Source organism: Nocardioides sp. GCM10028917 (assembly GCF_042666175.1).
GTDB lineage: Bacteria > Actinomycetota > Actinomycetes > Propionibacteriales > Nocardioidaceae > Nocardioides.
In genome coordinates this window covers 53,511-73,112 of record NZ_JBHTFL010000001.1, presented here as the reverse complement: position 1 = coordinate 73,112, position 19,602 = coordinate 53,511, and the positions used below count along the sequence as shown (strand labels likewise).

The 19,602-nt window shown below is 72.8% G+C and carries 17 protein-coding genes; 11 read left to right on the top strand and 6 right to left on the bottom strand.

The window, feature by feature from the left end:
* The first annotated feature begins 103 nt into the window (after positions 1-103).
* From ACFQW6_RS00350 to proB, 5 genes are all read left to right on the top strand, one after another.
* Positions 104-3,400 carry an Rne/Rng family ribonuclease gene (locus ACFQW6_RS00350; protein ID WP_378540203.1) on the top strand — a complete coding sequence of 1,099 codons (3,297 nt, stop codon included), beginning with the start codon at positions 104-106 and terminating at the stop codon, positions 3,398-3,400.
* Positions 3,401-3,591: 191 nt separating this feature from the next.
* Positions 3,592-3,891: a 50S ribosomal protein L21 gene (gene rplU / locus ACFQW6_RS00345; RefSeq protein ID WP_191197488.1), complete on the top strand. Its 300-nt coding sequence runs from the start codon at positions 3,592-3,594 to the stop codon at positions 3,889-3,891.
* A gap of 67 nt (positions 3,892-3,958) precedes the next feature.
* Positions 3,959-4,213: a 50S ribosomal protein L27 gene (gene rpmA / locus ACFQW6_RS00340; protein ID WP_056602771.1), complete on the top strand. Its 255-nt coding sequence runs from the start codon at positions 3,959-3,961 to the stop codon at positions 4,211-4,213.
* Positions 4,214-4,309: 96 nt separating this feature from the next.
* A complete protein-coding gene (obgE, locus tag ACFQW6_RS00335; RefSeq protein ID WP_378540202.1) occupies positions 4,310-5,875 on the top strand; it encodes a GTPase ObgE in 1,566 nt (521 codons plus the stop codon).
* Complete coding sequence (proB, locus tag ACFQW6_RS00330) at positions 5,865-6,998, top strand: glutamate 5-kinase (protein WP_378540201.1); 1,134 nt, start codon at positions 5,865-5,867, stop codon at positions 6,996-6,998. Before obgE ends, proB begins: the two co-directional genes overlap by 11 nt.
* A 4-nt stretch (positions 6,999-7,002) precedes the next feature.
* Here the strand turns inward: proB and ACFQW6_RS00325 are convergent, their stop codons facing one another.
* On the bottom strand, positions 7,003-7,320 hold the full coding sequence (locus tag ACFQW6_RS00325; protein WP_378540200.1) for a MazG nucleotide pyrophosphohydrolase domain-containing protein: 318 nt from the start codon (positions 7,318-7,320) through the stop codon (positions 7,003-7,005).
* 24 nt (positions 7,321-7,344) lie between these two features.
* Positions 7,345-7,629 (bottom strand): HIT family protein, encoded by a 285-nt coding sequence (locus tag ACFQW6_RS00320; protein ID WP_378540199.1) that lies wholly within the window; start codon positions 7,627-7,629, stop codon positions 7,345-7,347.
* Between the two features lie 32 nt (positions 7,630-7,661).
* Here ACFQW6_RS00320 and ACFQW6_RS00315 point away from each other — a divergent pair, with 32 nt between their 5' ends.
* The gene (locus ACFQW6_RS00315; protein ID WP_378540198.1) at positions 7,662-8,321 is read left to right on the top strand and encodes a nucleotidyltransferase domain-containing protein; all 660 of its coding nucleotides are present in this window, start codon (positions 7,662-7,664) and stop codon (positions 8,319-8,321) included.
* A 1-nt stretch (position 8,322) separates the two neighbouring features.
* Here the strand turns inward: ACFQW6_RS00315 and ACFQW6_RS00310 are convergent, their stop codons facing one another.
* Positions 8,323-9,570: a hypothetical protein gene (locus tag ACFQW6_RS00310; RefSeq protein WP_378540197.1), complete on the bottom strand. Its 1,248-nt coding sequence runs from the start codon at positions 9,568-9,570 to the stop codon at positions 8,323-8,325.
* Between the two features lie 73 nt (positions 9,571-9,643).
* On the opposite strand from ACFQW6_RS00310, the gene ACFQW6_RS00305 reads away from it, so the two are divergent.
* From ACFQW6_RS00305 to ACFQW6_RS00295, 3 genes are read left to right on the top strand one after another with little or no spacing between them, the layout of a single operon-like run.
* The gene (locus ACFQW6_RS00305) at positions 9,644-10,825 is read left to right on the top strand and encodes a cysteine desulfurase family protein (protein ID WP_378540196.1); all 1,182 of its coding nucleotides are present in this window, start codon (positions 9,644-9,646) and stop codon (positions 10,823-10,825) included.
* 17 nt (positions 10,826-10,842) lie between these two features.
* On the top strand, positions 10,843-11,946 hold the full coding sequence (gene mnmA, locus ACFQW6_RS00300) for a tRNA 2-thiouridine(34) synthase MnmA (protein WP_378540195.1): 1,104 nt from the start codon (positions 10,843-10,845) through the stop codon (positions 11,944-11,946).
* A complete protein-coding gene (locus ACFQW6_RS00295) occupies positions 11,943-12,932 on the top strand; it encodes a methionine synthase (RefSeq protein WP_378540194.1) in 990 nt (329 codons plus the stop codon). The genes mnmA and ACFQW6_RS00295 overlap by 4 nt, the downstream gene beginning before the upstream one ends.
* Before the next feature lie 16 nt (positions 12,933-12,948).
* Here ACFQW6_RS00295 and ACFQW6_RS00290 read toward each other — a convergent pair whose 3' ends face one another.
* The 3 genes from ACFQW6_RS00290 to ACFQW6_RS00280 form a co-directional block, all read right to left on the bottom strand.
* A complete protein-coding gene (locus ACFQW6_RS00290; RefSeq protein ID WP_378540193.1) occupies positions 12,949-13,587 on the bottom strand; it encodes an alpha/beta hydrolase in 639 nt (212 codons plus the stop codon).
* A gap of 105 nt (positions 13,588-13,692) precedes the next feature.
* Complete coding sequence (locus ACFQW6_RS00285) at positions 13,693-15,285, bottom strand: MFS transporter (RefSeq protein WP_378540192.1); 1,593 nt, start codon at positions 15,283-15,285, stop codon at positions 13,693-13,695.
* A gap of 55 nt (positions 15,286-15,340) precedes the next feature.
* Positions 15,341-15,952 carry a TetR/AcrR family transcriptional regulator gene (locus tag ACFQW6_RS00280; RefSeq protein ID WP_378540191.1) on the bottom strand — a complete coding sequence of 204 codons (612 nt, stop codon included), beginning with the start codon at positions 15,950-15,952 and terminating at the stop codon, positions 15,341-15,343.
* Between the two features lie 156 nt (positions 15,953-16,108).
* Here ACFQW6_RS00280 and ligA point away from each other — a divergent pair, with 156 nt between their 5' ends.
* Entirely contained in the window at positions 16,109-18,232 is a 2,124-nt protein-coding gene (ligA, locus tag ACFQW6_RS00275) for an NAD-dependent DNA ligase LigA (RefSeq protein WP_378540190.1), read from the top strand.
* An 80-nt stretch (positions 18,233-18,312) separates the two neighbouring features.
* Entirely contained in the window at positions 18,313-19,560 is a 1,248-nt protein-coding gene (locus ACFQW6_RS00270; RefSeq protein ID WP_378540189.1) for a hypothetical protein, read from the top strand.
* Positions 19,561-19,602: the final 42 nt, after the last annotated feature.

Here is a 19,602-nt window from a genome sequence, read left to right as displayed (position 1 = left end):
CGCGGAGGGGGTCGCCGCCACAGAAGCTTTGCGTCCCCGCCGATCGCCCTGCGAGAGGGGCGGACGCCGTACCGGCACCGTCACGGTGCCCGAGGAGCACCACATGCTCAGTGATGACCAGAACGACCAGCCCGAGCGCACCGAGTCGGAGACCCCGACGCCGGGAGCGGGCCAGCCCGCCGAGGCAGCCGCGCCGGCCACGCCCGTCGTGACCCGTCGTACGCGCAAGGCGCCCGCCAAGAAGTCGGCCGCAGCGCCCGCCCCGTCCACGGGAGACACGCCGGGCGACGCGACCAGCGACGCGTCGTCGGACGCCGCGCCCGAGGCCGGCGACACCGACGCCCCGGTCGTGCGGAAGACGACCTCGCGCCGGGCGCCTGCCAAGAAGGCCCCGGCTCGCAAGAGCGCCGCGAAGAAGACCGCCGCAACCCCCGAGCCCGACGCTGCTGCGGTGCCGTCCGAGGCCGACCCGGTCGACGACGCCCCCGCCGCGAGGACGGCTGCCAAGAAGTCCGCTGCCAAGGCGCCGGCCAGGAAGACCGCAGCCAAGCGCACCGCCAAGAAGGCCGCAGCCGCGCCCGAGCCGGCCGCCCAGGAGACTGCCGAGGAGGCAGCCGCGACCGCCGAGGCGCCGGCCGCCGAGGCCGCCACCGCGGTGCTGTTCCAGGCACCCGTCGTCACGACGACCACCCGCCGCACGCGCAAGAAGGCCGCGCCCGCCCCGGTCGAGACGGTCGACGGCGACGCCACCCAGGCCGCCCAGGCCGGTGAGGCCACCGAGGCCACGGAGGCAGCGGCTCCGGCGACCGCCAAGAAGTCGGCCGCCAAGAAGTCGGCTGCGAAGAAGTCCACCGCTGACAGGCCGGCCAGGAAGCGGTCCGGCAAGAAGGCCGCCGCTGCCGCGGACGCGTCTGCCGTCGACGAGGACGAGGACGCCGCCGCAGCTCTCGCGGACGCCGAGCCCACCGAGGACGCTGAGGGCACAGAGGCCGCGGTCGACACCGAGGCCAGCACCGAGGCCAGCCCCGTTGCCGACACCGAGAGCGACGCCGAGTCCGCTGACGACACCGAGGGTGACGGTGAGGGCGGGGCCGGCCGACGTCGTCGCCGCCGTGGCGGCCGCCGTCGCCGCAAGTCCGGGGAGGGCGACGGCGAGGGCAGCGCGCCCGAGCCCGGTTCTGCCGACACCGCCGACGACTCCACCGAAGGCACCGCGGGACCCGCCCCGGCGGAGGGCGACTCCGACGCGACCGACGGCACCGGCGAGGGCACCTCGCGCCGCCGTCGACGTCGTCGCCGTGCGGGCGACGAGGGCTCCTCCGACGACGCCGAGCCGAACACCGTGACCCGGGTCCGCAAGACCCGCTCCGCCGAGGACCAGATCACCTCGGTCCAGGGCTCGACCCGCCTTGAGGCGAAGAAGCAGCGCCGCCGCGAGGGCCGCGAGGCCGGTCGCCGCCGGGCACCGATCGTGAGCGAGGCCGAGTTCCTCGCCCGTCGCGAGTCGGTGGAGCGGGTCATGGTGATCCGCCAGCGCCAGGACCTGATCCAGATCGGCGTGCTCGAGGACAAGGTCCTCGTCGAGCACTACGTCGCCCGCGAGTCCCAGACCTCGCTCATCGGCAACGTCTACCTCGGCCGCGTCCAGAACGTGCTCCCGTCGATGGAGGCCGCCTTCATCGACATCGGCAAGGGCCGCAACGCGGTCCTGTACGCCGGCGAGGTCAACTGGCAGTCGCTCGGCCACAAGGAGGGCCAGCCCCGCAAGATCGAGTCGGTGCTCTCGAGCGGCCAGATGGTCCTCGTGCAGGTCACCAAGGACCCGGTCGGCCACAAGGGCGCCCGCCTGACCAGCCAGGTCAGCCTCGCCGGTCGCTTCCTCGTCTACGTCCCGGACGGCACCACCTCCGGCATCTCGCGCAAGCTGCCCGACACCGAGCGCAGTCGCCTCAAGACCCTCCTGAAGGAGATCGTCCCCGACACGGCCGGCGTCATCGTGCGCACCGCGGCCGAGGGCGCCAGCGAGGACGAGCTGACGCGTGACGTCGAGCGCCTCAAGGCCCGCTGGGAGGACATCGAGAAGAAGGCGACCCACAAGGGTTCGGGTCCGCAGCTGCTCTACGGGGAGCCCGACCTGACCCTGAAGGTCGTGCGTGACCTGTTCACCGAGGACTTCGCCAAGCTCGTCATCGAGGGCGACGACGCCTGGGACACGGTCCACGGCTACGTGGAGTCGGTCGCCCCGGACCTCGCCGGGCGCCTCGAGAGGTTCGAGCGCGGCGCGACGGGCGGCGACGTGTTCGCGACGTACCGGATCGACGAGCAGATCCAGAAGGGACTGGACCGCAAGGTCTGGCTGCCGTCGGGTGGCTCGCTGATCATCGACCGCACCGAGGCGATGACAGTGGTCGACGTCAACACCGGCAAGTTCACCGGCTCCGGAGGCAACCTCGAGGAGACGGTCACCAAGAACAACCTCGAGGCCGCCGAGGAGATCGTGCGCCAGCTCCGCCTGCGCGACATCGGCGGCATCATCGTGGTCGACTTCATCGACATGGTGCTCGAGTCGAATCGCGACCTCGTGGTCCGACGGCTCGTCGAGTGCCTGGGTCGCGACCGCACCCGCCACCAGGTCGCCGAGGTGACCTCGCTCGGCCTGGTGCAGATGACCCGCAAGCGGATCGGCACCGGGTTGGTCGAGGCGTTCAGCGAGAACTGCGAGCACTGCCACGGCCGCGGCGTGGTCATCAAGGACCAGCCCGTGGACCCGGACGCCCGCTCCGACGACGGCGAGGGGCGTCGCAGCAGCAAGCGCCGCGGTCGTCGCGGCGCCGGCAACGACGACGCCGACAACGGCAACACGGGCCGCGGCGCGGACGCGAGGACCGGCGACGCGCACCACGCCCACGCCTCCGCCCCGTCTCCCAAGGACGTCGCCGCGATGGCACGCCACGACCGCGCGGTCGAGGAGGCGTCGCCGGACGCGTCCGAGGTGTCGTCGGAGCCGTCGGGCGACGCCCGGTCGACCGAGCCCGCTGCGGAGAAGGTCGCCGACGCACCCCGCGCCGAGGCGCCGCCGGCTGCCAGGGACCGGTCGACCGAACCGGCTGACGACAAGCTCGCCGAGACGGTTGCCGACAAGGTTGTCGAGCAGGCGGCCGAGGCGCCGCCGGCCGAGCCCGAGAAGCCCAGGGTGGTGACGCGGACGCGTCGCCGGTCCGCCAGCCGCCCCGCTGGTCCGCCGTCGGGCGTCACGCCGGTGGGCGTGGCCGCTCCTGCTGCGTCCGACGCAGCCGACGGCGGCTCGGACAGCCCGTCCGACCCGTCCTCGGGCGGTCCCGGCGAGTCGCCCGTGGTCGAGCACGTCCCGATCAAGAAGAAGGGCTCGCGCAAGCGATGAGCCCTCGGGAGGAGGGTGGCCGACCTCGTTTTGCCCGGTCGGCACCCGATCCCGTAGTCTTGACCCTCGGTGTTCGACACACCATCCCTGCGCGCCCGCCACGCGGCGTACTCGCCCGAAGTTCCAGGCGGTGTCGTGCGCAGACCCCCAGTTCTGAGACCAGTAGTTCGTATCGAGGAGAGTGACTCGCCGTGTACGCAGTCGTGCGCAGTGGCAGCAAGCAGCAGAAGGTTGCCGTGGGCGACGTCATCGAGATCGACGCACTGGCTGCCGCCGGTGACACCCTCACCCTTCCCGTGGTGATGGTCGTCGACGGCGACAAGGTCACCGCGACCGGCCTCGACAAGGCCAGCGTGACCGTCGAGGTCACCGGCCGCACCAAGGGCCCGAAGATCATCATCCAGAAGTACAAGAACAAGACCGGCTACAAGAAGCGCCAGGGTCACCGCCAGAAGTACACCCAGGTCAAGGTCACCGACATCTCCCTCTGAGCACCCCTCCTCGGGCCTGCCCGAGGTCGACCACTCACACGGAAACTTTCCTCCAAAGGACTGAACAATGGCTCACAAGAAGGGTGCTGCGAGCACCAAGAACGGTCGTGACTCCAACGCCCAGCGCCTCGGCGTGAAGCGCTTCGGCGGCCAGGTCGTCGGCGCTGGCGAGATCATCGTCCGCCAGCGCGGCACGCACTTCCACCCGGGCACCGGCGTGGGTCGCGGCGGCGACGACACCCTCTTCGCCCTGCAGGCCGGCGCCGTCGAGTTCGGCACCCGCCGTGGTCGCAAGGTCGTCAACATCGTCCCCGGCGAGTGACGTCACCGCGACACTGAGCACTTCTGCGAAGGGCGTCCCTGTCTGGGGGCGCCCTTCGCGCATTCGCACCCCGCTGCACAGCTGACAGGAATCCCCATGGCCATCCCCACGTTCGTCGACCAGGTCACGCTGCACCTCGCGGCCGGACGAGGTGGCAACGGCGTGGCCTCGGTCAAGCGGGAGAAGTTCAAGCCGCTCGGTGGGCCCGACGGCGGCAACGGCGGCCAGGGCGGGTCGATCATCCTCCAGGTCGACACGAGCGTCACGACCCTCGTCGACTACCACCACAGCCCGAAGCGCCGCGCCGACAACGGTGGGCAGGGCGCCGGTGACCACAAGAACGGCGGCAACGGCAAGGACCTTGTCCTGACCGTCCCCGACGGGACGCTCGTCAAGGCCGAGGACGGCACGCCGCTGGCCGACCTCGTCGGCCACGGGACCACCCTGGTGATCGCCGCCGGCGGCCGCGGCGGCCTCGGCAACGCCGCCCTCGCCTCGTCCAAGCGCAAGGCCCCCGGGTTCGCGCTGCTGGGTGAGCCCGGCGACGAGCTCGTCGTACGCCTCGAGCTCAAGGTCGTGGCCGACATCGGCCTGGTCGGCTTCCCGAGCGCCGGCAAGTCGTCGCTGATCGCCGCGATCTCGCGGGCGCGACCCAAGATCGCCGACTACCCGTTCACCACGCTCATCCCCAACCTCGGCGTGGTCACCGCCGGCGAGACGACCTTCGTGGTCGCCGACGTGCCGGGGCTGATCGAGGGTGCTGCCGAGGGCCGTGGCCTCGGCCACGACTTCCTCCGCCACATCGAGCGCTGCGCCGCCCTGGTCCACGTCGTCGACACGGCCTCCATCGAGCCCGGCCGCAACCCCCTCGACGACCTGGAGGTCATCGAGGGCGAGCTGGCCCGCTACGGCGGCCTCGAGGACCGGCCCCGGCTGGTCGCCCTCAACAAGGTCGACGTCCCGGACGGCCAGGACATCGCCGACATGGTGGTCGAGGAGCTGCGAGGTCGCGGCCTGCGCGTCTTCGAGGTCAGCGCCGCGTCCGGTGCCGGCCTGCGTGAGCTGACGTTCGCCATGGCCGAGATCGTCGTCGCGTCCCGCGAGGTCGCGCCCGCTGCCGAGCCCGAGCGGATCGTGCTCCGGCCGAAGGCGGTCGACGGCGGGGACGACTTCGAGGTCGTCGCCACCGACGAGGGCTGGCGGGTGCGGGGCACCAAGCCCGAGCGTTGGGTGCGGCAGACCGACTTCAGCAACGAGGAGGCCGTGGGCTTCCTCGCCGACCGCCTGAACCGGCTCGGGGTCGAGGTCAAGCTCGCGCAGATGGGTGCCGAGGAGGGCGACACGGTCCTCATCGGCGCCGACGACAACTCGGTCGTCTTCGACTTCAAGCCCAGCGTCGAGGCCGGTGCCGAGATGCTCGGCCGTCGTGGTGAGGACGAGCGGCTGCGCGAGGCACGCCCCGCCCGCGACCGCCGTCGCGACATCGCGGAGGGGATGGAGACCAAGGCCGAGGAGGAGGCGCGCGCCGACGTCGCCCGCCGCCTCGACGAGGAACGCCGGAAGAAGGGCCCCAACCGCAGCTCCGGCAGCTCCGGCGTGGGCCCGATGGCCTACGAGATCGGCAGCAAGGACGACCCCGACTGGGACGGCAGTGACGACTGACCGCTCGGCCGCCCGACTGAGCCTGGTGGCCGGTGCCCGACGCATCGTCGTCAAGGTCGGCTCGTCGTCGCTGACCACGGCCGCCGGCGGCATCGACCCGGTACGCGTACGACAGCTGGTGGAGGTGCTCGCCGCCGCCCGCGGCGGCGGCGCGGAGGTCGTCCTGGTCTCGAGCGGCGCCATCGCCGCCGGACTGGCCCCGCTCGGGCTGACGAAGCGCCCGCGCGGCCTCGCCGCGCAGCAGGCGGCCGCGTCCGTGGGACAGGGGCTGCTGGCGCACCGCTACCAGGAGGAGTTCGCCCGGCACGGGATCGTCACGGGCCAGGTGCTCCTCACGGTCGACGACGTCACCCGGCGCGCGCACTACCGCAACGCGCACCAGACCTTCGCCAAGCTTCTCGAGCTCGGGGTCGTCCCGATCGTCAACGAGAACGACACGGTCGCCACGTCCGAGATCCGCTTCGGCGACAACGACAGGCTGGCCGCGCTGGTGGCCCACCTCGTGCACGCCGACCTGCTGGTCCTGCTCTCCGACGTCGACGGCCTGTACGACGGCCCGCCGTCGCGCCCCGGCGCGCGACTGGTCCCGGTCGTGCGGTCCGAGGAAGACCTGGCCGCGGTGACCGTCGGGTCGACCGGCGCCGCCGGCGTGGGCACGGGTGGCATGACCACCAAGGTCGACGCGGCCCGCATCGCGACCGGTGCCGGCATCGACGTCCTGCTGACCTCCGCCGAGCAGGCCGCTGCCGCGCTGTCAGGCGCCGAGGTCGGGACCCACTTCGAGGCGACCGGCAAGCGCCGCCCCACCCGCCTGCTGTGGCTGGCCCACGCCACGTCCGGGCAGGGGACGCTGTCCCTCGACGGCGGCGCCGTCCGCGCCGTCGTCGAGCGTCGCGCCTCGTTGCTCGCGGCCGGCGTGACCGCCGTCGACGGCGCGTTCGTCGCAGGGGATGCCGTCGACCTGCTCGACCCGGACGGCGCCGTGGTGGGCCGCGGGCTCGTCAACTTCGACGCCGACGAGCTGCCCGCCCTCCTCGGCCGCTCGACCAGCGAGCTCAAGGAGGCCCTCGGGGCGGCGTACGAGCGCGAGGTCATCCACCGCGACGACCTCGTCCTGCTCTAGGCGGTCAGTCCTCGGCCAGCGCTTCGTCGAGCTCGTCCATCGTGCTCGCGAAGGCAGCAGCGAGGTCGACGTCGTACGCGTCGGCGAGGGTCAAGACGCTCCACAGGCAGTCGGCGAGCTCGTGGGCCAGCGCCTCGTCGAGGTCGTCGCGCGGACGCACGCCCGCCTTGCCCTGCACGAGCTTGGCGAGATCGCCGACGTCGCCGAGGAAGCCGAGCATGATCTCCTCGGTCGTCCACGACCGGCCGTAGGCCGAGGCCTCCACCTCGGCGTACCTGCTCCGCACCGCGCGTGCCCGCTGCTGCATCTCCTCGAACTCCATGCGGTGATCCTGCCGCAACCGGGCTCAGTCGAAGACGCGTGGCCGGTCGAGCGCGGCGGCGAGCCTCTCGACGTACGGGTCGCGCGCGGTCGGCGGCACCCACGCTCGCTCGGGGTGACGCTCGTAGAGCCGGTCGCCGTGGTGGCGCGGCAGGACATGCACGTGGAGGTGCCACACGTCCTGGTCGCCGGCCGGCTCGTTGTGCTGCCGCGTCGACACCCCGTCGCAGTCGTACGACGTCCGCATCGCGACCGCGAGCTGCTGGGTCAGGTCCCAGACGGCGTGGCCGACGGGCTCGTGGGTGTGCATGGGCACACGCTGCCACGGGTAGCGTCGCAGCCATGGCCGCCAAGCGTGAGCCGCTGCGGCGGACGCCCGAGGACGTCGCGGAGGACGAGGAGTTCTTCCGCTGGTACGGCGCGTGGGCGCCGCTCGACCCGCCGGACCTGGTCCGGTTCATGGCGGGCTTCGAGCGCCCGTGGTGGATCGTCGGTGGGTGGTCCGTCGAGGCGTTCACCGGCCACGCCCGCGAGCACGAGGACGTGGACCTCTCGATGCTCGCCTGCGACCTGACCGCGTTCCGCGAGCACGTCGGAGACGACTGGAACCTGTGGAGCAACCACGGCGGCACGCTCCGGCCCTTCAACGACCGCCACCCGGAGGTGCTCGACGTCCGGAGCCAGGTGTGGGTCCGGCGCAGCGCTGCCGACCCGTGGATCATCGACCTGGTCATCACGCCCGACCGCGACGGCCTCTGGACGAGCAAGCGCGACCCCGACCACGTCGCACCGCTCGAGGAGGTGACCTGGGTGGCGGACGACGGCGTGCGCTACCTGCGGCCCGAGATCACCCTGCTCTACAAGGCCGCGCTCCACCGGCCCAAGGACGACCGCGACCTCGCCGTCATCTGGCCGCTGCTGGAGAGGGAGTCGCGCGCCTGGCTGAGCGAGGCGGTGGGTCGGCTGTACCCGGACCACCCCTGGCTGGAGCGCATGGCCTGAGTCAGGCGGCCCGCGCCCAGGCGAGCGCCTGCGCGGTCAGCTCATCGGTCGACAGCCCGAGCTGACGACGTACGACCTCCTCGGTGCCGGCCGAGGACGAGGAGCGGGCCGTGCGGAACGTGCGGACGAGGTCCCAGAGCACGGCCTCGCCGCGGGTCGTGGCGAGGTAGTCGCACACCAGCGCCGCCAGGTTGTAGCTGAGGGCGGGGTCGCGGGTGTAGAAGCGCCGGCTCGGCTCGAGCGTGCGGCCGGTCGCGGTGCTGAGCTGGAAGGCGGCGATCCGGCGGCGCTCGTCGACGGGCATGGTCGAGCGGGCGACGTACTCGGCCACGCCCTCCGCCAGCCAGACGGGGGAGCGGTCGTCGGTGCTCGCGAGCGCCACGTGCACGAGCTCGTGGCGGAACACCAGGCCGCGGGAGATGACGTCGCCGACGACGGTCGGGGTGACGGCGAAGCGGTAGGCGGCCACCGGGCCACCTTCGCGAGCCAGGACGGGGAAGGCCACCCCGGCCGTGTCGTCGACGCTCATCGCGCTCATCGCGCCGATGGCGGTGGTGTCGGAGGTCCCGTAGGCGACGTAGCGGCCCGACCAGGCCGGGAGGTGGCGCTTCACCACCGCCGTGGCGTCGGCGAGGTCGGACATGACGTAGGTGGCGTGCTCGCTGGTGTCCTCGTCGAAGACCCCGAGGATCCCGCCGGCGCGGCGCACCTCGATGTGGGCGAGGTCCCAGGGAGCCGGGATCCACCCGGTCTCCTCGTCGACCGCGCGGTCACGGTCGTCGGCGAGCAGGACGTCGTCGCCGCTGCGCACGAACGTCCAGGCCGTCTGCTGGGTGACGGGTCGGCGGTCGAAGCCGCGCAGCCGCATCGTGAACTCGACGGGGAGCTGCAGGTCGCCCCTGCCGGCGACCTCGGCCAGCGCGTCCTCGTCGCCCAGCTCGTAGGACACGCCGCTCACCGGCAGCCGTGCCAGGTTGTCGAACCAGCGGGCCTGGGTCGCGGAGAAGCCGAGCTCGTCGGGGTCGACGGTGGCGAGGAACGCCTCGCGGTCACCGGCCGCCAGCGCGCGCTCGCGCTCGTCGAGGAGCGCGAGGGCCTCCTCCCGGAGCGACTCGTCCTTCCCGTCCGGCGCCGCGGACCGCTCCGGGCGGTCCGGCGCGGGGGAGTCGACGGGCGGCTGGCCGCCCGCCTGGCACGCGAGGGTCGGCAGCAGGAGGAGACAGGCGAGCAGGGCCCGGGACGCGCGCACGGAGGGAGCCTAGGTGTGAACGTGGCCACGCGGGGCAGGTTGGCGCAGGTCTGCCCCGTAGGCTTGGCAGGTCATGAACCAGTCGCTCGTCTACCTCGACCACGCCGCGACCACGCCGATGCTGCCGGCCGCGATCGAGGCGATGACGCGCCAGCTCACCGGCGTGGGCAACGCGAGCTCCCTGCACGCCTCCGGCCGCGGTGCCAGACGGGTGGTCGAGGAGTCCCGCGAGACCATCGCCGGGGTGATCGGCGCCCGGCCGGGGGACGTCGTCTTCACCTCCGGCGGCACCGAGTCCGACAACCTCGCGCTCAAGGGCATCTTCTGGGCCCGCCGCGCCGAGGACCCGCGCCGCACGCGCATCCTCTCGACCGCCATCGAGCACCACGCGGTCCTCGACCCGCTCCACTGGCTCTCCGCGAGCGACGCCGCCGACGTCGAGCTGCTGCCCGTGTCGCAGGAGGGCGTGCTGGACCTCGAGTCGCTGAGGGCCTCGGTCGCCAGGGACCCGGGCTCGGTGGCGCTGATCTCGGTGATGTGGGCCAACAACGAGGTCGGCTCCCTGCAGCCGGTCGACGAGGTCGTCGCGATCGCCGCCGAGCACGGCATCCCCGTGCACACCGACGCGGTCCAGGCCCTCGGGCAGGTGCCGGTCGACTTCGCCGCCTCCGGCGTCGACGCGCTGACCTTCACCGGCCACAAGGTGGGCGGCCCCTACGGCGTGGGTGCGCTCGTCGTACGTCGTGACCTGGCCGTCAGCGCCCTGGTGCACGGGGGCGGGCAGGAGCGCGACATCCGCAGTGGCACGCTCGACGTGCCGGCCATCGCCAGCCTCGCGGCCGCCGTCGAGGAGTCGGTCAAGCACCAGCACGAGCACGCCGTGCGCATCGCCGCCCTGCGTGACGACCTGGTGCGGCGCGTCATCGAGGTCGTGCCCGACGCCCACCTGCACGGTGCGCCGGCCGGGCCCCAGCGGCTCCCGGGCAACGCCCACCTCGGCTTCCCCGGCTGCGAGGGCGACTCGCTGCTGATGCTGCTCGATGCCCGCGGCATCGAGTGCTCCACCGGGTCCGCCTGCTCCGCGGGGGTCCCGCAGCCCTCGCACGTCCTGCTCGCGATGGGCTGCGACGAGGACCAGGCGCGGCACTCCCTCCGCTTCTCGCTCGGACACACCACCACGCCGGGCGACATCGACGTCCTCGTCGAGGCGATCGGCCCCGTGGTGGAGCGCGCCCGGGCCGCGAAGGCACGTTGAGGGCGGTCGAGCCAGGGATGAAGGTCGTCGCCGCCATGTCGGGCGGGGTGGACTCCGCGGTCGCCGCCGCCCGCGCCGTCGAGGCCGGGCACGAGGTGACCGGTGTGCACCTCGCCCTGAGCCGCAACCCGGCGTCGTACCGCTCCGGCGCGCGTGGGTGCTGCACCATCGAGGACAGCAACGACGCGCGCCGCGCGGCCGACGTCATCGGCATCCCGTTCTACGTCTGGGACCTGTCCGACCGCTTCCACGAGGACGTCGTGGAGGACTTCATGGACGAGTACGCCGCCGGGCGCACGCCCAACCCGTGCCTGCGGTGCAACGAGAAGATCAAGTTCGCCGCCGTCCTGGACCGCGCGCTCGCCCTGGGCTTCGACGCGGTGGCGACCGGGCACTACGCGCAGCTGCGCACCGGGGCCGACGGGCTCATCGAGATGCACCGCGCCACCGACCACGCCAAGGACCAGTCCTACGTCCTCGGCGTGCTTGACCAGCAGCAGCTGCGGCACTCCCTCTTCCCGCTCGGCGACACCGACAAGACGCTCGTGCGCCGTGAAGCCGCGTCGCGCGGCCTGCTGGTGGCCGACAAGCCCGACTCCCACGACATCTGCTTCGTCGCCGACGGCGACAACGCCGGCTGGCTGCGCGAGAAGCTCGGCGACCGGGCGCCCAACCACGGCGGCGACATCGTCGACGCCACGACCGGCGAGACGGTCGGCAGCCACACCGGCACGTACGGCTTCACCATCGGCCAGCGTCGCGGTCTCCACCTCGGCGTGCCCGCCGCCGACGGCAAGCCGCGGTTCGTGCTCGACATCGAGCCGGTCAGCGGCACCGTCACGGTCGGTCCTCGCGAGCGCCTGGCCGTCGACCGCGTCGAGGGGGTGCGCCCGCGCTGGTGCGGCACGGTCCCCGAGCGGGTCGAGGGCACCGTCCAGATGCGCGCCCACGGTGCGGAGCACCGGGCGGTCGTCGTCGTGTCCGGGGACCGGGTCGGGATCGACCTCCTCGACCCGGCCGAGGGGATCGCACCCGGTCAGGCCGCGGTGATCTACGACGGCACCCGGGTGGTCGGCTCGGCGACCATCGCCTCGACCCGCCCCGTCGAGGTCCACGCGTGACGCGGGCCACGGGCGTGGGCTCGATGCCCGGCACGACCGATGCCGACCATGTCGAGGCGACGCGTCTCGTCCTGGGCGAGCTGCCCGACCTGCCCCACGTGCCGGAGGTGCCCGGCCGCGGTGTCACGGCTGCCATGACGGGCCGCGGGCTCGCGGTCGTCGAGGGCCTCGGCGCCGACCTTCAACCCGCCGGCTGGCGGCTCACCGACGCGAGCGGGGTCGACCACCGACGGGCGCAGTCCCTGCTCGCGCAGGACCTCGACACGGTCGAGGAGCTGGCGCAGGACTACCGAGGCGCTTTCAAGACCCAGGTCGCCGGTCCGTGGACGCTCGCCGCCACCGTCGAGAGGCCACGCGGCGACAAGGTGCTCGCCGACCACGGCGCCCGCCGCGAGCTCGCGCAGGCGCTCGCCGAGGGCGTGCGCACCCACCTCTCCGACCTGCGTCGGCGCGTGCGCGGTGTCGACCGCTGGATCGTGCAGGTCGACGAGCCGGCGCTGGCCGCCGTCGTGGCCGGCCGGGTGCCGACGGCCAGCGGCTTCGGCCGGCACCGCCGCGTCGACCTGCCCGAGGCGTCGGCACACCTGGAGTGGGTCGTCGCCGCGATCTCCGACGCGGGCGGCGAGGCGTGGGTCCACTCCTGTGCACCACAGACCCCGTGGTCGCTCGTCGCCGGGACCGGGGCCCAGGGGCTGTCCGCCGACCTCGACATGCTCAGGCCGGCCGACCTCGACACGTTCGCGGAGGCGCTGGAGGCGGGCCGCACGGCCGCCCTCGGTGTCGTGCCGTCCACAGACCCGGCCGCCGAGGTGGCCGAGGTGCGCACCACTGAGCGGGTCCAGCGCTGGCTCGACATGCTCGGCCTGGACCCCGACGGCGTGGGGGAGCACCTGCTGGTCACGCCGACCTGCGGTCTGGCCGGTGCGTCGGCGGAGTGGGCGGGCCGGGCCGTCAGGCTCTCGGCGGCCGTGGCCCGGAACCTCTGACGCCTCCGGGGCGCGGTCAGCGGCCGGCGGGAGGGACCTGGGCTGCGATCACCTCGAGCACCGACGAGAGCGCCACGTCGTGCCACTCCCGCGAGCCGACGAGCATGTAGTGGCCGAGGCCACCCAGGTCGTGGAGCTCGACGCTGGCGGCGACGGTTCGCGCGCGGTCGACGTAGCGGCTGGTCTCGCGGAACGACGTGATCCGGTCGCGGCGCCCGTGGGCGGCGCGGAGCGCGCGACCCGCCAGCGTGGCGACCGGGTCGTCCGCGGACCACCACGGGGCCAGACCGACGACGCCGACGACCGAGGGGTCGTCGGCCACGTGCACAGCCACCCGGGCGCCCATCGAGTGGCCGAGGAGCACCACGGGCAGGTCGCCGTGCGCCTCGCGGAGCCGGTCGAGCGCCCACCGGGCGTCGTCGGTCGGGTTCGCCCCGCCGGTCCATCCCCGGTGGCGGTAGCGCAGGAGCCACACCCCGACCCCGGCCTCGTGGGAGCGCGCGGCGATGCTGCGCTGCAGCCAGAGCGCCCGGCGCCACGACGCGCTTCGCCCGTCGATCGGCTGGCGCGAGTGGGGCTTCCCGCCGTGCAGCAACAGGACCATGGCTCGTGCGCCTGCGGGGGCGTCGTACGCCGTGAGGTGCGGGTCGGTCACGTAGCTCCTTCGGAGCCGCACCGGGGTGCGGATGCCGGGATGCTGCCGACGGAGGACCTCCTGGACGGAGATCCCCCCTCGGGCGGGCTGGTGCAGGGCAGCCGATCAGTGGGCGACGACGCCTTCCGGGCCGTCGGTCGCCAGCTCCTCGTGCTTGACGTCGAGGAAGATCCAGATCACTGCCGACGCGGCCAGCATCAGGATCGAGCCGACCAGGAACGCGTTGGTCGATCCCTCGGTGAAGATCTGCTGCTGCGCGATCTCGGCGAACACCTTCGCCTGCTCGGGCGACGGCTGCGGGCCACCCGCGGCCGCCGCGGCGAACTCCTTGGCCCGGTCGGTGAAGGTCTGCGTCGCGACCGTTGCGAGGACGGCGAGCCCCAGCGCTCCACCGACCTGCTGGGCGGTGTTGAGCACGCCGGACCCGATGCCGGACTCCTCCGGCCGGAGGTGGTGGACGGCCGTCAGCGTCACGGGCACGAACGTCAGACCCATGCCGAAGGCCATCATGACGACGAACGGCAGGATGTCGGCGACGTAGGTGCCGACGAGGTCGCTGGGCGGGAAGGACGTGTCGTAGGGCAGGGTCGAGAAGCCGTAGAGCGCGCCCGCGGCGATCAGGGTGCCCACGCCGGCGATGTAGCGCGGGTTGATCCGGTTGACCAGGTTGGACGCCATCCCCGCGCCGACGACGATGCCGACCGTGAAGGGCAGGAACGCCACGCCGGCCTTGAGCGGGCTGTAGCCCATGACGTTCTGGATGTACTGGCTGAGGAAGTAGAACATCGCGAACATCGCGGCCGGTGCGAGGAACATCGCCACGAAGCTCGAGGCACGCGTGCGGCTGGTGAAGATGCGGAACGGCAGCAGCGGGTGGGCGACGCGGCTCTCGACGAAGCCGAAGACGACCAGCAGCACCGCGCCGACCGCCAGGCTGGCGATGGTGTAGGTGTCGGACCAGCCCTCCGTGCCGGCCCGCGAGAGGCCGTAGACCACGCCGAGGAGGCCGAGGGTGCCGGTCACGGCACCGGGGAGGTCGAGCTGGCCGGGGTGGGACTCGGACTCGTTGAGGAACCGGGGCGCCAGCAGGGCCGCCACGATGCCGATGGGCACGTTGATGAGGAAGGTGAGGCGCCAGCCGTCGACGACGATGCCGAAGATCTCCGGCGACGTGCCGGTGAGCCAGCCACCGAGGATCAGGCCGACGGCGGCGCCGGCTCCCGACATGGCGGCGTAGACGGCGAACGCGCGGTTGCGCGCCGGGCCGGCGGGGAAGGTCGTGGTGATGAGCGCCAGGGCGGCGGGCGAGGCGAGCGCCGCACCGAGACCCTGGAGGCCACGCGCTGCGAGCAGCAGCGGCTCGTTGGTGGCGAGACCGCCGAGGAGCGAGGCCACGGCGAAGACGACGAGGCCGATGATGAAGATGCGTCGGCGCCCGTAGAGGTCGGCCAGGCGTCCGCCGAGCAGCAGGAGGCTGCCGAAGGCCAGGGCGTAGCCGGTGACGATCCAGGGCAGGTTGGCGTTGCTGATGCCGAGGTCGGTCTGGATGTAGGGAAGCGCGATGTTGGCGATGCTCGCGTCGAGCACGACCATCAGCTGCGCGATCGAGATCAGGACGAGGGCCCACGTCAGGTTGAGCTCACGCTGGGGCGGTGTCACCGCCCCGGGCGGCGGGGTGGTGCTGGTGGTGTCGGTCATGGGGTTCCTTCGGCAGGGTTCAGGGTCGAGTGGAGCAGGTGGGTCTGACAGTGGGTCAGGAGCTGGCTGGCGGGACCGGCCCGTGGAGCGCGGCCGGCAGGATGACCTCGTCGAGCACACGACCGACGAGCTCGGGAGTGACCGCCTCGCCCAGGAGGAAGGCGCGGTGCAGGACGATCCCGGCCAGCGCCGGGGCGACGATGGCCAGGTCGACGTCGGGGTGGACCTCGCCACGCTCGCGGGCGCGTTCGTAGATGCAGCGCGAGGCCTCGACCTTGGGACCGATGAAGTCGCGCCGGTAGACCTCGGCGAACTCCGGGTCGCGCCCCATCGCGGTGACGACGGCGGAGAGCACCGACTGGGCCTGCGGGTCGGAGATGCCGCCGTGGCCGCAGTAGGCGGCGAGCAGGTCGCCGCGGAGGGTGCCGGTGTCAGGCACGGTCGCGGTGGCGCTGTGGTGGCACATCACCGCGGCGACGACGAGCTCGGGCTTGCCCCGCCACCGCCGGTAGAGCGTGGCCTTCGACGCCTTCGCGCGGGTGGCGACGGCGTCCATCGTGAGCAGGTCGTAGCCGACCTCGGCGAGCACCTCGAGGGTCGCCGCCAGGATCTCCTGCTCGCGCTCGCCCTCGACACGCGGGCGGGTGCCGGTCTCGGCGGGGGTCAATGTTGCTCCTCAGTTCACAGTGCAGATGATGAAACGGAACGGTTTCGTTCCACAACGTCAGGGTAGGCAGATCCATTCCGATGGAACAACGTTGTTTCATCCGGTCCAGACCACAGGCCGGCGGCGGGTGTCGGCGCCGACCGGCAGACTGTCCCCATGAGCACGTCCGAGCAGCCCGACCTCGAGGCCACCAACGCCACGGTGGAGTCCGCCCCGCCCGAGGCGCGCGAGCGTCACCGGGAGATCAGCGAGCAGGTCGACGACGCCCGCTGGCGCTACTACGTGCTCGACGACCCGACGCTCTCCGACGCCGAGTTCGACGTGCGGCTGCGCGAGCTCGAGGCGTTGGAGGACCGGTTCCCCGAGCTCCGCACCCCCGACTCGCCGACGCAGAAGGTCGGTGGAGCGGTGTCCACCGAGTTCACCGCGGTCGACCACCTCCAGCGGATGGAGAGCCTCGACAACGCGTTCACCTACGACGAGCTCGAGGGGTGGTACGCCCGCCTGCAGCGCGAGGGCCTCGACGCGCCTGAGCTGCTGTGCGAGCTCAAGGTCGACGGCCTCGCGATCAACCTCCTCTACGAGGACGGCCGGCTGGTGCGCGCCCTCACCCGCGGTGACGGCCGCACCGGCGAGGACGTCACGCCCAACGTCAAGACGATCGACTCCGTGCCCCACCGACTGACGGCCGCGGACGGGTTCCCGGTGCCCGGGCTGCTCGAGGTGCGCGGCGAGGTGTTCCTGCCCGTCGAGGCGTTCGAGCGGCTCAACGTGTCGATGACGGAGGCGGGCCGTCCCGCCTTCGCCAACCCGCGCAACGCGGCGGCCGGGTCGCTGCGGCAGAAGGACCCGCGGGTCACGGCCAGCCGCGCGCTCGGGATGGTCTGCCACGGCATCGGCGAGCGTCGCGGCTTCGAGCCGAAGGCGCAGTCCCACGCCTACGAGGCGCTCGCCGCGTGGGGCCTGCCCACCTCCGACCAGGTGCGGGTGGTGCCGTCGCTGGCCGATGTCGAGGCCTACATCGAGCACGCCGGGGAGCGGCGCCACTCGATCGTCCCCTACGAGATCGACGGCGTCGTGGTGAAGGTGGACGACGTCTCCCTGCAGCGGCGCATGGGCTCCACCTCGCGTGCCCCGCGCTGGGCCATCGCCTTCAAGTACCCGCCCGAGGAGGTCAACGCCAGGCTGCTCGACATCCGGGTCAACGTCGGTCGCACCGGGCGGGTCACCCCCTACGGCGTCATGGAGCCGACGAAGGTGGCCGGGTCCACCGTCGAGAACGCCACCCTCCACAACCGCCACGAGGTCGAGCGCAAGGACGTCCGTCCTGGCGACACCGTGGTGCTGCGCAAGGCGGGTGACGTGATCCCCGAGATCGTCGGGCCGGTGCTGGGGCTGCGGCCCGAGGGGCTCGAGAAGTGGGTGATGCCGGAGGACTGCCCGTCCTGCGGCACGCGCCTGGCCGAGCAGAAGGAGGGCGACAAGGACCTCCGCTGCCCCAACCACCAGCACTGCCCGGCGCAGGTCCGCGAGCGGGTCTTCCACGTGGCCGGCCGTGGAGCCTTCGACATCGAGGGCCTGGGCTACGAGGCGGCCTCGGCCCTCATCGACGCCGGGGTGATCACCGACGAGGGCGACCTGTTCTCCCTGACCCGCGACCAGCTGGTCCGGACGCCGCTGTTCACCAGGGCGCCCAGGAAGGGCGAGGACGGCCCACAGCTCTCCGCCAACGGCGAGCGACTGGCCGCCAACCTCGACAAGGCCAGGCAGGTGCCGCTGTGGCGGGTTCTGGTCGCGCTGTCGATCCGCCACGTCGGCCCCACCGCGGCCCGGGCGCTGGCCCAGGAGTTCGCGTCGATGGCCGCCATCCGCGCCGCCACAGAGGAGGAGCTCGCGGCCGCCGAGGGGGTGGGCCCGACGATCGCCGAGGCCGTGATCGCCTGGTTCGAGGTCGACTGGCACCGCGCGATCGTCGACGCCTGGGAAGCCGACGGCGTGTCGATGGCCGACGAGCGAGACGCGTCGATCGCCCGCACGCTCGAGGGCCTCACGATCGTGGCGACCGGCTCGCTGGAGCACTACACCCGCGACTCGGTGAAGGAGGCGATCATCAGCCGCGGCGGCAAGGCAGCGGGGTCGGTGTCGAAGAAGACCGACTACGTCGTCGTCGGGGACAACGCCGGTTCCAAGGCCGACAAGGCCGAGCAGCTCGGCGTCCCGGTGCTCGACGAGGACCAGTTCACGCTGCTGCTGGAGAAGGGGCCTGACGCCCTGGCCTGAGCGTCCGCGGCGCCCGGGAGGTTTGAGGTCCGGCGTCCGGGGTCATCAACCCTGCAACGAACCACGTCCCGGGAGTCAGCATGCGCCTTGTCCGTCAGCTCGTCCCTGCCGTCCTCACGGCGGCCGTCCTCGCTGCACCGCTCGCGGTCACGCCGACCGCGAGCGCCGCTCCGGGCTGCGCCGGCCTCAAGGCGACGATCGTGGGCAACGACAGGGCCAACGCGATCACCGGCACGCCCCGGCGGGATGTGGTGGTCGCCCGGGGTGGGAACGACACGATCCGCGGCCTCGCCGGCAACGACGTGATCTGCGGGGGTGACGGCGCCGACACGATCCTCGGCGGCGAGGGTGACGACCGGCTCCACGGCGAGACCGACCTGGTGCGCCTCGACCAGTTCGGCCGGGTGGTCAAGAAGGGCGACACCGTCTCCGGAGGCACCGGCGACGACACGATCGACCTCGGCTACGACCCGCGCCCCGCCGGCGAGGGCACCACCGTCGTGCTCGACGGGGTGACCTACGTCAATGCGCCGGCGCCGGTGGTGGTCGACCTCCGCGCCGCCCGCACCGTCCCGATCGCCGCCGACGGCAACGACACCGTCACCGGGTTCGACGGCGGCATCCGGCTCGTGGCGTCGCCGTTCGGTGACACCGTCAAGGGCACCAACTCCGCCGACGTGATCGCCGCGCGCGGCGGTGACGACACGATCTTCGGTCGGGGCGGCGACGACACGATCCTCGCCGACGCCTCGGGCACCCTCGGCAACGACCGGCTCTACGGCGACGCCGGCGACGACCAGCTCGTGGGGACCGTGGGCGTCGACACCTTCGTGGGGGGCAGCGGCGGCGACGGGCTGTCGACGACGTCGGAGAGCCACCAGGTCTGGCGGGGCGGCAGCGGCAGCGACACGATGACGTTCCCGATCCCGGCCGAGTCCGGGTTCGTCGCCAAGGGCTACGGCGGGCAGGACAAGCTGCGCGTCGTCGCCGGCTCCAACCCCGCCCTCAAGCCGACCCTGCGCATCGACCAGCTGAGGAGGACGACCATCCGCGGCGTGCAGCCCTTCACGCTCGAGGGCAAGGTCACCGGCTTCAGCGACGTGGTCCTGCCGGCCCGGGCGTTGTCGATCTTCAAGGGCAGCAACGACTCCGAGATCGTCACCGCCAACCCCGACTACCGCGTCAAGCTCTACGGCCGCGGCGGCGCCGACGTGCTCACCGGCTCCGACGAGCCCGACCGCCTCGACGGTGGCAGGGGCTTCGACATCGCGCGGGGACGCGGAGGCAACGACACCTGCAAGGCGGCCGAGAAGCGCTCAAGCTGCTGAGGCGCCGCTGACGCCCGACCAGCGCGTCCGCTTCCCCGCGGG